The 13,720-nt window shown below is 60.8% G+C and carries 14 protein-coding genes; 6 read left to right on the forward strand and 8 right to left on the reverse strand.

From position 1 onward, the window contains the following. Positions 1 to 3 precede the first annotated feature (3 nt). Both EXW71_RS04570 and EXW71_RS04575 read right to left on the reverse strand, forming a co-directional pair. Positions 4 to 546, reverse strand: coding sequence for a spore coat protein U domain-containing protein (locus EXW71_RS04570; protein WP_134657732.1), 543 nt, complete (start codon positions 544 to 546; stop codon positions 4 to 6). Beyond that, positions 540 to 1,031 carry a spore coat U domain-containing protein gene (locus EXW71_RS04575; protein WP_177421577.1) on the reverse strand — a complete coding sequence of 164 codons (492 nt, stop codon included), beginning with the start codon at positions 1,029 to 1,031 and terminating at the stop codon, positions 540 to 542. The genes EXW71_RS04570 and EXW71_RS04575 overlap by 7 nt, the downstream gene beginning before the upstream one ends. 224 nt (positions 1,032 to 1,255) lie before the next feature. Between EXW71_RS04575 and zapE the strand changes: the two genes are divergently transcribed. After that, positions 1,256 to 2,350 carry a cell division protein ZapE gene (zapE, locus tag EXW71_RS04580; protein WP_134657733.1) on the forward strand — a complete coding sequence of 365 codons (1,095 nt, stop codon included), beginning with the start codon at positions 1,256 to 1,258 and terminating at the stop codon, positions 2,348 to 2,350. Positions 2,351 to 2,390: 40 nt separating this feature from the next. Then, positions 2,391 to 3,692, forward strand: coding sequence for a protein kinase (locus EXW71_RS04585; protein WP_134657734.1), 1,302 nt, complete (start codon positions 2,391 to 2,393; stop codon positions 3,690 to 3,692). Between the two features lie 48 nt (positions 3,693 to 3,740). Here EXW71_RS04585 and EXW71_RS04590 read toward each other — a convergent pair whose 3' ends face one another. Together EXW71_RS04590 and EXW71_RS04595 are read right to left on the reverse strand one after the other, a co-directional pair. Beyond that, entirely contained in the window at positions 3,741 to 4,448 is a 708-nt protein-coding gene (locus tag EXW71_RS04590) for a YebC/PmpR family DNA-binding transcriptional regulator (protein WP_123717872.1), read from the reverse strand. A 100-nt stretch (positions 4,449 to 4,548) separates the two neighbouring features. Continuing rightward, positions 4,549 to 5,406, reverse strand: coding sequence for a LysR substrate-binding domain-containing protein (locus EXW71_RS04595; protein ID WP_134657735.1), 858 nt, complete (start codon positions 5,404 to 5,406; stop codon positions 4,549 to 4,551). 111 nt (positions 5,407 to 5,517) lie between these two features. Here EXW71_RS04595 and EXW71_RS04600 point away from each other — a divergent pair, with 111 nt between their 5' ends. Both EXW71_RS04600 and phnX read left to right on the forward strand, forming a co-directional pair. Then, on the forward strand, positions 5,518 to 6,639 hold the full coding sequence (locus EXW71_RS04600; protein ID WP_134657736.1) for a 2-aminoethylphosphonate--pyruvate transaminase: 1,122 nt from the start codon (positions 5,518 to 5,520) through the stop codon (positions 6,637 to 6,639). Further along, positions 6,636 to 7,463, forward strand: coding sequence for a phosphonoacetaldehyde hydrolase (gene phnX, locus EXW71_RS04605; RefSeq protein WP_134657737.1), 828 nt, complete (start codon positions 6,636 to 6,638; stop codon positions 7,461 to 7,463). Before EXW71_RS04600 ends, phnX begins: the two co-directional genes overlap by 4 nt. Before the next feature lie 67 nt (positions 7,464 to 7,530). Here phnX and EXW71_RS04610 read toward each other — a convergent pair whose 3' ends face one another. Together EXW71_RS04610 and EXW71_RS04615 are read right to left on the reverse strand one after the other, a co-directional pair. Then, positions 7,531 to 8,109 (reverse strand): hypothetical protein, encoded by a 579-nt coding sequence (locus EXW71_RS04610; protein WP_134657738.1) that lies wholly within the window; start codon positions 8,107 to 8,109, stop codon positions 7,531 to 7,533. Between the two features lie 36 nt (positions 8,110 to 8,145). After that, a complete protein-coding gene (locus EXW71_RS04615) occupies positions 8,146 to 8,460 on the reverse strand; it encodes a hypothetical protein (protein ID WP_134657739.1) in 315 nt (104 codons plus the stop codon). 385 nt (positions 8,461 to 8,845) lie between these two features. Between EXW71_RS04615 and EXW71_RS04620 the strand changes: the two genes are divergently transcribed. Continuing rightward, positions 8,846 to 9,403: a cytochrome b gene (locus tag EXW71_RS04620; protein WP_134657740.1), complete on the forward strand. Its 558-nt coding sequence runs from the start codon at positions 8,846 to 8,848 to the stop codon at positions 9,401 to 9,403. Here EXW71_RS04620 and EXW71_RS04625 read toward each other — a convergent pair. Both EXW71_RS04625 and EXW71_RS04630 read right to left on the reverse strand, forming a co-directional pair. Beyond that, complete coding sequence (locus EXW71_RS04625) at positions 9,393 to 10,283, reverse strand: 1-aminocyclopropane-1-carboxylate deaminase/D-cysteine desulfhydrase (protein ID WP_134657741.1); 891 nt, start codon at positions 10,281 to 10,283, stop codon at positions 9,393 to 9,395. The genes EXW71_RS04620 and EXW71_RS04625 overlap by 11 nt on opposite strands. A gap of 55 nt (positions 10,284 to 10,338) precedes the next feature. Continuing rightward, on the reverse strand, positions 10,339 to 12,378 hold the full coding sequence (locus tag EXW71_RS04630; RefSeq protein ID WP_134657742.1) for an NADPH-dependent 2,4-dienoyl-CoA reductase: 2,040 nt from the start codon (positions 12,376 to 12,378) through the stop codon (positions 10,339 to 10,341). 211 nt (positions 12,379 to 12,589) lie between these two features. On the opposite strand from EXW71_RS04630, the gene EXW71_RS04635 reads away from it, so the two are divergent. Continuing rightward, positions 12,590 to 13,720, forward strand: coding sequence for a carbon-nitrogen hydrolase family protein (locus EXW71_RS04635; RefSeq protein ID WP_134657743.1), 1,131 nt, complete (start codon positions 12,590 to 12,592; stop codon positions 13,718 to 13,720).

The following is a 13,720-nucleotide window of genomic DNA, read 5'->3' on the forward strand; positions in this document are numbered from 1 at the left end:
GGTTTACCAATCCAGAGTCACCGTCAGGGTGTCTGTGTAGATGCCGGCCGGTAAGGCCTTGGTATTCGCCACCACCGAGCCGAATAACAGGATCGGTACTCGTGTGCCCTCGGTCATGACGAAATGGTGTTGCTTACCGATGCTGTAGGAGATTCTCCCCAGCGGATCGGCCGACAACTGATACGGAATGCTCTGACGACCATTGCTCAGGCGCCGCGTAGTTCCGTCACCATTGGTGCCACCGTCGATGGTCACTTTAAAACTGCTCACCACCGAAGGGTTGCAGGACACCGACAGCGGTGCCTTGGTGACGTTAGTAACGACCGCGCCTACAGGGTTGGTCCAGGTTGGGCCCTTGCTGCCGAAATCGAGCATTGCGGTGCCGCCTGTCGAGCTGAGCGGCGTCGTCACGCCGCCTGTACTCACCTCGCAACTGGCAATGATCACCAGACGCGCCTGAACCTGCCCGCTGACCGCCGCTTCGGCGTCATCGGCCAGCAGCAACAAGCTGCCCATGGCCACAAGGGCCCAACCCCGGCTTACCATGTGACGGTGACCTTGAGCAGGTCGGAATAGCGGCCGACGGCGGGGATATCCTTCAACGGTTCGATACGGCCATACAGCGGCAGGTCGATGCTGCCGGACTCCGGCACGCGCCCGCTCAACGGCTCATTCACGGGCAAGGGGATACGTCGCGCGGCGTCAGCGTACAGGCGATAGGGAATGGGTCGGGACGAAGGTGCAGCCGTGGTGAGGTAACGCACTTCACCGATACCACCATGCAAGCCGCCATCCACGCGCACTTGGTAGGGTGTATCGGGGTTACATTCCAGGCGCGGTTGGCGCTGACTGATCAGGGCGGCGCTCAAGGGGCCGGCCGGGTCGTCCAGACGCGGGCCACTGCCGAAGTCCAGCACCCCCAGCTGTTCGATACCGGCACTGCGGGTGGCGCCCACCAACTGGCAGCCACGCTGCACGTTGATCTGCACCACCACCTGCAATTGCGCGCCGTAAACCGTACTGCCGAGCATGGCACCCATGACTGCCAATACTGTGTGTCCCTTCACAGCCCCAATTCCTTATACAGGGATACAAACTTTGTATGAGGTTAGACATTTAAAGAGAATCCGCCAGTTTGAGCGGCGCCACGCACGCGCCATGCCTTTTTGAGATAACGGTGGGCACCCTTCTCTATTGGTCAAATCGCGCCCGGCCGCCTAAAGTAGGCGACCACCGAAACACAGAGCGATTCGCATTGGCCGTGCCTTCCCTGATCCAACGCCTGCTGGGTAAAAAAACCGACGTCTCGGACACCTCGCCTATCACGACGTTTTTTCAACAAAAAGCCGCGCAACAGGGCTATACCCTCAGTGACGGCCAGACCCAGGCGATTGCCGCCCTGGCCCGTGAAACCGGGCACCTGCTCACCGGTCAACGCACACGCAGCCTGTACCTGCATGGCCCGGTGGGGCGTGGTAAAAGCTGGCTGCTCGATGGTTTTTTCCAGGCGCTGCCGATAGTCGAGAAGCAGCGCGTGCACTTCCACGATTTTTTCGCCCGCCTGCACCAGGGCATGTTCCAGCACCGCGAACACACCGACGCCCTGGCCGTCACCCTCGATGAGCTGCTGGCGGGCTGTCGCGTACTGTGTTTCGACGAGTTCCATGTGCACGACATCGGCGATGCCATGCTCATCAGCCGCTTGTTCAAGGCGCTGTTCCAGCGTGGCGTATGGGTGCTGGCGACCTCCAATTACCCACCCGATGGGTTGCTGCCCAACCCTCTTTACCACGAACGTTTCAAGCCGGTGATCGACCTGATCGCCACGCGCATGGACGTAATGGAGGTCAGTTCGCCGCAGGATTTCCGCAGCCTGCCCCAAGCCCACACCGAGCAACGTTTTACCGAAGGGCAATACGTGTGGCCCGGCACCGCGCAACAGCGCCAAGACCTCGGGTTGCCCGTCGCCGACTCCCCGCCCCACCGCTTGAGCGTCGGCACCCGACAGTTGACGTACCGCCAGCGGCAGGCGCGCACCATCGCCTTTACCTTCAACGACCTGTGCGAGCAACTCACGGCGGTGATGGATTACCTGCTGCTGTGCCAGGACTACGATCACTGGATCATCGACGGCCTGCCCCAACTGGCAGAGTGCCCAATTGCCGTGCAACAGCGTTTTATCAACCTGGTAGACGTGCTCTACGACCGCGATAAGCGCCTGACCCTGATCGGCCACCAAGCGCTGTCGCACGCCCTGGAAGGTCAGGCCATCGACCTTGCCCGCACGGCGAGCCGCCTGAGCCAATTACAGACGGTCTGCCCGCAACGGGCATCCGACCCGGTATCATGAGCGCCATTTACGCCTACCTTGCCGAGTGATCGCGTCGTTCATGAATACCCTCGCCCAACTCAAGGCCGGCCAATTGGCCGGCGCCCAACGCCTGGACCTGTCCTGCGGGCTGACCGAATTCCCGCCGGAAATCTTTGAACTGGCCGATTCCCTGGAGATCCTCAACCTCACCGGCAATGCCCTGAGCAGCCTGCCCGACGATCTTCACCGCCTGACCCACTTGCGCATCCTGTTCTGCTCGAACAATGCCTTTACCGAGTTGCCGGAATGCCTGGGCCAGTGCGCCGAGCTGAGCATGATCGGCTTCAAGTCCAACCAGATCAGCCACGTGCCCGCCGCCGCCCTGCCGCCGCTGTTGCGCTGGCTGATCCTCACCGACAACTGCATCCGCCAATTGCCCGACGAACTGGGTGAACGGCCGTTGCTGCAAAAGCTGATGCTGGCCGGTAATCAACTGGAGCACTTGCCGCAAAGCCTGACCCATTGCCACAACCTGGAGTTGATCCGCATCGCCTCCAACCGCTTCACGCAACTGCCCGAATGGCTGCTGAACCTGCCCAGCCTGACCTGGCTGGCCTATGCCGGCAACCCGGTGGAAACAGCGACGGTGGTGGCCGATGACCCCACCACAGCGAATATTCCCTGGCCCGAACTGGAACTGGCCGAAGTGCTCGGAGAAGGCGCTTCCGGAATCATCCGCAAAGCCCTGTGGAAGCCGTTGGCCAAACCTGTCGCCGTCAAACTGTACAAAGGCACCATCACCAGCGACGGCTCGCCCTTGCACGAAATGCAAGCCTGTATCGCCGCGGGCCTGCACCCGAACCTGATCAAAGTGGAAGGCCGCGTGGTCGGCCACCCCGACGACCAGGCCGCGCTGGTCATGGATCTGATCGACCCGAGTTACCGCAACCTGGCAGCCCTGCCCAGCCTGGACTCTTGCACCCGGGATATCTACGAAGCCGGTACTCGCTTCAGCCCTGAGGTGGCGTTACGCATGATCCGGGGCGTAGCGTCGGTGGCGGCGCACCTGCACCGCCAGGGCATCACCCATGGCGACCTGTACGCCCACAACATCTTGTGGAACGCCGTGGGCGATTGCCTGCTGGGAGATTTTGGCGCGGCCTCGTTCCATGCGACGACGGACACCCTGGAAACCAGGGCATTGCAACGTATTGAGGTGCGAGCGTTCGGGGTGCTGCTGGGGGAGTTGTTGGAGCGAATTGACGGTTCGATCGATGAAAGGCTGGTGGCGCTGCAGCAAATCTGCTGCCAGCCCGATGTGTCGAAGCGGCCAGGCTTCCAGGAGATCGAAGCGCTGCTGCAGTCTATTCAACAGCGCTGAACACATGTGGGAGGGGCTGGTCGAATCGTCGCCCGCCCCTCTCACACCTCAGCCGGCCAGACCGACGAACATATCCTGCACGTCATCATGGTTGTCCAGGCCTTCCAGAAAGGCTTCGACTTCGGCCATCTGCTCATCGGTCAAACCGCTGACCGGGTTCTTCGAGATATAGCCCAGTTTGGCTGACAGCACGGTGAACCCCTGCTCAGGCAGGGCTTTCTGCACAGCGTCGAGGTCGGTGGTTTCGGTGATGAACAGGGTGGTGCCTTCTTCCTCGCCCTCTTCGAAATCCTGGGCACCGGCTTCAATGGCGGCCATTTCCGGATCGGCGTCCGGCGTATCCGGCGACGCCTCAATCAGGCCGACGTGATTGAAGTCCCAGGCTACGGAGCCCGAGGCCCCCAGTTGGCCCTTGCGGAACGCCACGCGGATTTCCGCCACGGTGCGGTTGATGTTGTCGGTCACGCATTCGACGATCAACGGTACCTGGTGCGGGGCGAACCCTTCATAGGTCACGCGGTGGTACTGCACGGTTTCACCCAGCAGGCCGGCGCCTTTCTTGATGGCGCGGTCGAGGGTTTCCTTGGGCATCGAAGCCTTTTTGGCCTGCTCCACCACCAGACGCAGGTGGGCATTGGTCGCGGTGTCGGCACCGTTACGGGCGGCAATGGTGATTTCTTTCACCAGCTTGCCGAAGATCTTGCCCTTGGCATTGGCTGCCGCTTCTTTATGTTTGACTTTCCACTGTGCGCCCATGACTCACTCTCTTCTCGTCCATCGCACCGAAACGTCTACTGGCCGGCGCTTTGGGGGCAGAGTTTATAGGGCAAAAACGCTCCAATCCACCAAAAAACCGTCAAGAGGCCAACTCGAAAAACGCCTGGATCAGGCGTAATGAGCGACGCCGCTCCACGCAACCGAGCATGTGCCGGTTGACCAGCCCATCACCTCGCAAGGCAATCGCCTGCACTCGAGGGTCGGGGCTGACCTCCATTGACGACACAACGCCCACGCCCAATTCAGCGGCGACCGCTTCGGTTACCGCTTCGCGGCTATCCAGCTCCAGCAGCACTTTGGGCTGTACACCCCGCGCCTGGCAGGCGTCATCGAAGGTACGCCGGGTGATGGAACCGGGCTCACGCAGCACCATGATCACCTCATTGAGCTGCTCCAGGGCGATCCCCCCGGACTGCCTGGCCCAGGCATGGCCCGAAGGCACCAGCGCGCAGATTCGCGACTCACTCAAGGGGTGCAAATGCAGGCCATGGCGCGGTTCCACCTCGGTCAGCACCGCCACATCCGCATGTTCGGACAGCAACGCCGCCAGGGTTTCCTGAGCATTGCCCAGGCGCAGGTTGACGGTGATGCCCGGGTAACGCGCACGCAGGCTGGCAATCATCGGCATCACCAGGTGCGGGCCATCCGCCGCCACTTCCAAGCGCCCGCTCAGCAGTTGCCGGTTGGCTTCCAGCAGCGCCTGCGCTTCATCCACCAGGCCGAAGATCGCCCGGGTGATGGCGGCCAGGCGCGTCCCCTCCTCAGTCAGTTCCACCCGCCGTGCCGTACGACGCAGCAGCGGGATCTGGTAGTGCTCCTCCAGCGCCTTGATATGCCCGGTCACTGCCGGCTGGCTGATAAACAATCGTGCCGCCGCCCGGGTAAAGCTGCCCTCGCGGGCCACGGCATCGAATGCGCGCAGTTGGAATAAATTCATAGCTATCGGCCTCACTGATAGCTCGCATAACAACAAACAATTTGATTGATGACAACCCAAACTGCAATTTAGGGGCCGTAGATTGACTCGACCGCTTCATGAGGAGCTGCAATGACCCCGCCGATTCTGCTGACGCCCGGCCCGCTGACCACTTCCGCTCGCACCCGTCAGGCGATGAGGGAGGATTGGGGCTCATGGGATGAGCGTTTCAACCAACTTACCGCGGGTGTCTGCGAGCAGTTACTGGCGATCATCAACGGCGCCGCCAGCCATCATTGCGTACCGTTGCAAGGCAGCGGCACCTTTGCCGTCGAGGCCGCCATCGGTACCCTGGTACCACGCAACGGCAACGTGCTGGTGTTGATCAACGGCGCCTACGGCAAGCGCCTGGCGACGATCTGCGAAGTGCTCGGCCGTTCATTCACCGCCTTTGAAACCGCCGAAAACGAACCGATCACCGCCGCTGACGTGGACCGCCTGCTCCAGGCGGACGAAAGCATCACCCACGTCGCATTGATTCACTGCGAAACCAGCACTGGCATTCTCAACTCGCTGGCGTCGATCGCCCAGGTGGTGAAAAACCACGGTAAGCGCCTGATCATCGACGCCATGAGTTCGTTCGGCGCCATTGCGATCGATGCCTGCGAGGTGCCTTTCGATGCCCTGATCGCCGCCTCGGGCAAGTGCCTGGAAGGTGTGCCGGGCATGGGTTTCGTTTTCGCGGAAAAACACGCACTGGCCGCCTCTCAAGGCAATTGTCATTCCCTGGCGCTGGACCTGTTCGATCAACACAGCTACATGGCCAGGACCGGCCAATGGCGCTTCACTCCGCCGACCCATGTGGTCGCTGCCCTGCACGAAGCGCTGGTGCAATACGCCGAGGAAGGCGGGCAGCCGTCGCGCCATCAACGCTACGCCAACAATTGCCAGGCGCTGCTGGAGGGCATGGCCGAACTGGGCTTGCGCAGCTTTCTGCCGGCCGCAATCCAGGCGCCGATCATCGTCACGTTCCACGCTCCGCAAGACCCGCATTACCAATTCAAGGCGTTTTATGAACGGGTCAAGGCCAAGGGTTTCATCCTGTATCCCGGCAAATTGACCAAGGTGGAAACCTTCCGCATCGGCTGCATCGGTCATATCGACGCCACTGACATCCGCGCCGCCGTCACCGCCATCGCCGAAGCGCTGCACGCCATGCACATCAACCTTTCTTTGCCTGGATCACCCGTATGAACTATCAGAACCCTACTACCCTGCAGGCCGTGATCCTCGATTGGGCCGGCACCGTGGTCGATTTCGGCTCCTTCGCGCCCACGCAGATCTTTGTCGAAGCCTTCGCCGAATTCGGAGTGCAAGTCTCCATCGAAGAAGCCCGTGGCCCGATGGGCATGGGTAAATGGGAGCATATCCGCACCCTGTGCGATCAGCCGCAGGTGGCCGAACGTTATCGCAAGGTGTTCGGCCGCACGCCGACCGACGATGACGTCACCGCCATCTACCAGCGCTTCATGCCGCTACAGATCGAGAAGATCGGCGAGCACTCGGCGCTGATCCCCGGCGCCCTCGACACCATTGCCCGTCTGCGTGTGCAGGGCATCAAGATCGGCTCCTGCTCAGGCTACCCCAAGCAGGTGATGGACAAGGTGGTTGCCCTGGCTGCCACCAATGGCTACATCGCCGACCATGTGGTTGCCACCGACGAAGTGCCCAACGGCCGACCATGGCCGGCCCAGGCCCTGGCCAACGTGATCGCACTGGGCATCGACGATGTAGCGGCCTGCGTGAAGGTCGACGACACCGTGCCGGGCATCCTTGAAGGCCGCCGTGCCGGTATGTGGACCGTGGCCCTGACCTGTTCCGGCAATGCCCTTGGCCTGACCTACGAACAGTTCCGCGCCTTGGACGAACCGACCCTGGCCGGCGAACGCACGCGCATCGAAAAACTGTTCAACGCCTCGCGTCCGCATTACCTGATCGACACCATCAGCGACTTGCCCGCGGTGATTACCGCAATCAACCAGCGTATGGCTAACGGGGAGATGCCCCAAAGCAGTTGAACAGGTCGAGTACCGACCAGATGCAGCCCTCACCTCGGCATGCGTGGTGAGGGCCGACGCGAACTTTTCAGGTCAACTCGAGCGCATCGCAAGGATAGGGTTCCGTAGGCCCCCCCTTCGTACGGATAATCGTGATCCCAGAACGTCGACTGCAGCAGTCTACGTTGCCGTCATAGCCGAATTGAACGCCTCCCGGCGCAAATACCACACCTTTCCCCCCTGAGGCGCGCAGCTCCGGCCAAGTGGTACGCCGAACATAAGCCTCCAGGCCCAGTCGTTTAAAACCGTTGCCTACATCCTTGCCACTCTGCACAACGTCGAGGGCGTGATCGAAGCTGTCCAGGCCTGTTTCGAGTTGGACCCGCTTGATACTGGCGGCATGCATGAAGTTGACATCCATGGCCATATCGGGGTGCGAGGGCGACCATATGCCGGTCCTTTTTTGTGACTTTTCGATCTCTTGTGGAGATAGCGTAAGTTTAAAACCGTCACGCATTTCAATGTGATAACCATCATCATGATTTTCTATAGCGGAGTAAATTCCCAGAGGACTCTGGCCATACTTCATCATCGCCGCTTTAATCGCAGATTCATTATCGGTGTATCTTTTATCACGATTAAGTTCGACCCACACGTCGGTGGGCATCTCGCCCTTTTTCGTCGAGGAAATATGCGCAAGCTTCTATGGCTCGGATTGTATGGAAACTTCATGACTCTGTTTTTTTATTGCCGCCGGTGCGACTGTCTGTGGCATCACCGGTTGTTCATTCACGACCTCTTTGCGACTGAAAAGCCGATTAAACATCTGGATAAGCATGGCCAAGGCTTGCATTAACGCCGCGATTTCATTGGAGGAAGGAGCAGGAGGGGTTGACGACGCAGTTACAGAATCGGCGAGTGCCATCTGCTGTTGCCCGGCATTTTTAACCACACGGGGTTCAAACTGATCGCCCTTATAATATATAGCGTTTGAGTTAGCCGAAAAACCATTAATCATACAACAGCCTTATCCGTTAATTGAGTTTTCATAGGGGTAAAAACAGAAACAACCCTGAAGCACACGCATCCTGCCAGCCCACGCCCGACAACTACAAGCAGCAACTTCGAACAACTTATGTCCATTACTTTATTTATCTTAAGCCAACTTTCCGACGCACTCGCAAATAGCCATCCCACTCAATCTATATATATGCCACACATCCGAGCGGCCTCTGTCCTACAAAGCAGAACGACGAGCGCCTGCCCAGGCACGGCCCCACAACAACTGATAGAGATCAAAACAACCGCACTTACACCGGGCAAAACCCTCAAAACAGGCTTACAGTTAAAGTACTCCGTCACCAAAGAACGGAGGTTTGCCCTGATGAGTGAGGAACCCAGCGATGCCGTGGAAAAATTCCGATACGCGTTACAGCACCATGTCAATTGCGCTGCATTGGTTGATGGTGGTGCTGCTGGCGGTGGTTTACGCCTGCATTGAGTTTCGTGGGGTCTTTCCCAAAGGCAGTGGCGGTCGGGCATTGATTGTGGAAATGCACTTCATGTTCGGCCTGACCGTGTTTGTACTGGTTTGGCTGCGTCTGTTCGCACGCGCATTGGGCGTCGCGCCGAAAATCCTCCCGGCACCGCCGCCCTGGCAGGCGGCACTGGCGACACTGATGCATGTGGCGCTGTACGTATTCATGATCGGCACGCCGATTCTGGGCTGGCTGATCGTCAGTGCCCAAGGGCATTCCGTGATGTTCTACGGGATAGAGTTGCCGCCCTTGATCGGCGAAAACAAAGACTTGGCCAAGCAGATCAAGGAGTGGCATGAACTGAGCGGCACCGTCGGATATTGGCTGATCGGGCTGCATGCATTGGCGGGGATCTACCACCACTACATCGTGCGCGATAACACGGCGCTGCGCATGATGCCGGGCAAGCGCGCTACCCCGTGAACCCTCGGCGGCCTTGCAGGCCGCCGGTATGGATGAAGATCAACCGGGTGCCAGGCGTGAAGCGCCCGGCCTCGATCCGCTGTTTCAACGCAAGCAATGCTTTACCCGTGTAGAGCGGCTCCAGCGGCAAGCCACAGGCCTGCTCGGTGGCCTCGATAAAGTCGAGCAACACCGGGTCGACCTTGGCGAAACCGCCCCGGCTGGCGTCCAGCAGTTCATAACCGCCCTGCACGATAGCTTCGACGTTCTGCGCAACACCGTGGTCATCCGGCACGGCCATGGCGCCGTACACCGGATGCGCCCCCCCTTCAGCCATCACCAGCCCCGCCAGCGTCGTACCGGTACCCACCGCCAACCACCAACCGTCATAACCCGACCAGCCCAACGTGGGCAATTGTGCGCGAGCCTGCTCCACCAGTCCCCCACAGCCCGTTGCGCCGGCCCTTCCGCCACCGCCTTCGGGCACCGGATGCAGGTGCGGGTATTGCTCGCGCCAGGCTAACCAGAAGTCCGGCGCATGCCGCGCACGGTAGCCGCCATAGCCCAGCCAATGCAGCTGCATGCCGAAGGCTTTGAGGTCGAGGACGGTAGGCGTGTCTTGAGGGTGGCCGCGCAACAGGCCAACGGTGGGGAACCCCAGACGTTGCCCGGCCGCCGCCAAGGCATGCAAATGGTTGGAGTAAGCGCCGCCCAGGCTAATGATGCCGCTGGCGGCCAGCGCTTGCGCCTGTGCCAGATGCCCGGTGAGCTTGAACCACTTGTTGCCGCTGATCAGCGGGTCGATACGATCCAGGCGCAATACCGCCAACTCGACGCCCTTCAACCAGCCCAGGTGCAAGGGTTCAAGGGGAGCGTGGGGAAGCCAGTCGAAGGGACCCATCGGGGGATCTGCATGAAAAACGGGGCGGTAGTCTAACACCGCCCCGCTTGGGACCTTACAGCTCTGCAGCGAGACGGGAGCCCTGGTTGATCGCACGCTTGGCATCCAGCTCGGCCGCCACATCGGCGCCGCCGATCAGGTGCACGTTCTGGCCCGCCGCGACCAGGCCGTCGTGCAATTCGCGTAGCGGGTCCTGGCCCGCGCAGATCACAATATTATCCACCGCCAGCACCTGAGGCTCGCCCTCGGCGCCGATGCGGATATGCAAGCCCTCATCGTCGATCTTCAAATACTCGACACTGTTAAGCATCTGTACCTGTTTGTTCTTCAAACCGGTGCGATGAATCCAGCCGGTGGTCTTGCCCAAACCGTCACCGACCTTGGAGGTCTTGCGTTGCAGCAGGAACACTTCACGTGCCGGCGCATGGGGCTGGGGCTTGATCCCGGCCACGCCGCCACGGGCTTGCAGGTGAGTGTCGATGCCCCACTCCTTCCAGAACGCTTCACGGTCCAGGCTGGTGGACACACCCTGGTGCACGAGGAACTCCGAGACGTCGAAACCGATACCGCCGGCGCCAATCACCGCCACACGCTTGCCCACCGGCTTGCGCTCCAGGATCACGTCCAGGTAACTGAGCACCTTGGCATTATCAATACCCGGGATCGCCGGGGTGCGCGGTGCAATGCCAGTGGCCAGGATGATCTCGTCATAACCGCCTGCCGCCAGTTGCGCCACATCCACACGGCTGTTGAGGCACAACTCGACATGGGTGGTCTGCAGTTTGCGCTTGAAGTAGCGCAGGGTTTCATAAAATTCTTCCTTGCCCGGCACGCGCTTGGCGATGTTGAACTGGCCGCCGATTTCACTGGCCGAATCGAACAGCGTCACTTGATGGCCGCGCTCGGCAGCCACCGTTGCCGCCGCCAAGCCGGCCGGGCCGGCGCCGACCACGGCGATTTTCTTGATCTGTTTGACCGGCAGGTAGTTGAGCTCGGTCTCGTAGCACGCTCGAGGGTTGACCAGGCAGGTAGTCAGTTTGCCGCCGAAGGTGTGGTCCAGGCAGGCCTGGTTGCAGCCGATGCAGGTGTTGATTTCATCGGCACGCCCGGCTGCAGCTTTGTTGACGAACTCCGGATCGGCGAGAAACGGCCGCGCCATCGAGACCATGTCGGCATCGCCTTCGGCGAGAATCTGCTCGGCGATTTCCGGCGTGTTGATGCGGTTGGTGGTGATGAGCGGGATCTGCACCGCACCGCGCAGCTTGGCGGTGACTTTGCTGAATGCGCCACGCGGTACCTTGGTGGCGATCGTCGGGATACGCGCTTCGTGCCAGCCGATACCGGTGTTGATAAGGGTCGCACCGGCTTGCTCGATAGCCTTGGCCAACTGCACGATCTCTTCCCAGGTACTGCCGCCTTCCACCAGGTCAAGCATCGACAGGCGGAAGATGATGATGAAGTTCGGTCCGACGGCATCGCGCACACGGCGCACGATTTCTACCGCCAGGCGCATGCGGTTTTCGTAGCTGCCGCCCCAACGGTCGGTACGGTGGTTGGTGTGGGCCGCGAGGAACTGGTTAATGAAGTAACCTTCGGAGCCCATGATTTCCACGCCGTCGTATTCGGCGACCTGAGCCAGCAATGAACAGGTAACGAAATCCTGAATCTGTTTTTCGATGCCCTCTTCGTCCAGCTCTTTGGGCTTGAACGGGTTGATCGGCGCTTGAATCGCGCTCGGCGCCACCTGCTTGGGGCTGTAGGCATAACGGCCGGCATGGAGGATCTGCATGCAGATCTTGCCGCCCGCTTCGTGCACCGCCTTGGTCACGACCCTGTGCTTCTGCGCCTCTGCGTCGGTGGTCAGCTTGGCCGCACCGGCGTACACCCCACCCTCATCATTCGGGCCAATGCCGCCGGTGACCATCAGGCCTACACCGCCACGGGCGCGCTCGGCAAAATAAGCCGCCATGCGCTCGAATCCGCCGGGTTTTTCTTCCAGGCCGGTGTGCATCGAGCCCATCAGGGTACGGTTGCGCAAGGTGGTAAAACCCAGGTCCAACGGGGCCAGCAGATGCGGGTAGGCAGCAGCGGTCATGGTCAAGCTCCACAACAGATCATCACGGGACGTGGGGCATTCGTATGACACCCCATCGGTTTATGTCCCACAGACTAAGAGCCGGTGGACCAGCGCTCAATGACTGAAACTGACAAGTTATTGATCCAAATGTACAGCGCCCCTTGGCAAGGCGCCCCCTGGGCCCTACCCTAGTCGCGAACCCTCCACCCGGTCTGTTGTCTGTTGCCCCATGCGTAAACTTTTAGCCTTCACCGTCACCCTGGCCCTGGTTGCCGCCGTCGCCGCGTATCTGGTCTGGACCCAGGAGCGCCCCGTGGCGCATTACCTGTCGGACCTGCGCATCACCCTGGCCGTCAACGAAGGTGTGCCAGCAGATCGCGGCAACCTGTTGGGCATCCAGCCGGAGCTGTTCCCCGCCGACTACCAGAGCTCGGAACGCCTGCACCTGAAACTCGCGGCCTACCTGCAAAAGGCCCGGGACCAGGGGTTGATCAACAGCAAGACTATCGTGGTGCTGCCGGAACATATCGGTACCTGGCTGATGTTGGGTGGCGAGAAAAACGAGCTGTACCAGGCCATCCACCTCAAGGACGCGATGAACTGGCTGTCGGCCAGTAACCCATTCCTGTTTGCCCGCGCCTGGCTCGGCGCCACCGGCGAGAATCGCATGGACGACGCCTACCTGCGCATGAAAGCGCCAGCGATGGCCCGCGACTATCAAGCACTTTTCGGCGGCCTGGCCAAAGAGTTCGGCGTCACCTTGGTGGCCGGCTCCATCGCCCTGCCCGATCCGAACGTGAGCCAGGGGCAACTGCACATAGGCCATGGCGCGCTGTACAACGCCAGCCTGGTGTTCGGCGCCGACGGTTCGCCCTTGGGCCAGCCCCAGCGCCAGCTCTATCCCATTTATGACGAGCGCGGTTTTATCCAACCGGGCGCTGAAGACCTCGTCAGTGTGGTCGACACGCCGGCCGGACGCCTGGGCATCCTGATCGGCAGCGACAGTTGGTACCCGGACAACTACCGCAAGCTCAACGAACAAGGCGCGCAACTGGTCGCGGTGCCGGCCTTTGTAATCGGCCGCGACACGTGGGACCGACCGTGGCGCGGTTTCAAAAGCGTGTCTACACCGTCCGAAATCAGCCTCAAGCCCGAAGAACTCAGCGAAGGCGAAGCCTGGCGCCGCCTCACCCTGATCAGCCAGCAGCCCATCAGCCAGGCCACGGCGGGCATGAGCGTGTTTCTGCGTGGGCAGTTCTGGGACCTGGGTACCGCCGGGCACAGCTTTTTGAGCAACAACGGGCAGATCACCGCCGACAGCGACGCCCGTGGCGCACGCCTGTTGAATATCTGGCTGTAG

Source organism: Pseudomonas sp. BCA17 (assembly GCF_004519405.1).
In the GTDB taxonomy this organism is placed as follows: Bacteria; Pseudomonadota; Gammaproteobacteria; order Pseudomonadales; family Pseudomonadaceae; genus Aquipseudomonas.

Coding starts and splice junctions, on each gene's coding strand:
- EXW71_RS04590 (WP_123717872.1), bottom strand. CDS start 4,448: ATGGGCGCACAGTGGAAAGTCAAACATAAAGAAGCGGCAGCCAATGCC.
- EXW71_RS04615 (WP_134657739.1), bottom strand. CDS start 8,460: ATGATTAATGGTTTTTCGGCTAACTCAAACGCTATATATTATAAGGGC.
- EXW71_RS04625 (WP_134657741.1), bottom strand. CDS start 10,283: ATGGGTCCCTTCGACTGGCTTCCCCACGCTCCCCTTGAACCCTTGCAC.
- EXW71_RS04620 (WP_134657740.1), top strand. CDS start 8,846: ATGCCGTGGAAAAATTCCGATACGCGTTACAGCACCATGTCAATTGCG.
- EXW71_RS04575 (WP_177421577.1), bottom strand. CDS start 1,031: ATGCTCGGCAGTACGGTTTACGGCGCGCAATTGCAGGTGGTGGTGCAG.
- EXW71_RS04600 (WP_134657736.1), top strand. CDS start 5,518: ATGACCCCGCCGATTCTGCTGACGCCCGGCCCGCTGACCACTTCCGCT.
- EXW71_RS04570 (WP_134657732.1), bottom strand. CDS start 546: ATGGTAAGCCGGGGTTGGGCCCTTGTGGCCATGGGCAGCTTGTTGCTG.
- phnX (WP_134657737.1), top strand. CDS start 6,636: ATGAACTATCAGAACCCTACTACCCTGCAGGCCGTGATCCTCGATTGG.
- EXW71_RS04630 (WP_134657742.1), bottom strand. CDS start 12,378: ATGACCGCTGCTGCCTACCCGCATCTGCTGGCCCCGTTGGACCTGGGT.
- EXW71_RS04585 (WP_134657734.1), top strand. CDS start 2,391: ATGAATACCCTCGCCCAACTCAAGGCCGGCCAATTGGCCGGCGCCCAA.
- EXW71_RS04635 (WP_134657743.1), top strand. CDS start 12,590: ATGCGTAAACTTTTAGCCTTCACCGTCACCCTGGCCCTGGTTGCCGCC.
- EXW71_RS04610 (WP_134657738.1), bottom strand. CDS start 8,109: ATGCCCACCGACGTGTGGGTCGAACTTAATCGTGATAAAAGATACACC.
- EXW71_RS04595 (WP_134657735.1), bottom strand. CDS start 5,406: ATGAATTTATTCCAACTGCGCGCATTCGATGCCGTGGCCCGCGAGGGC.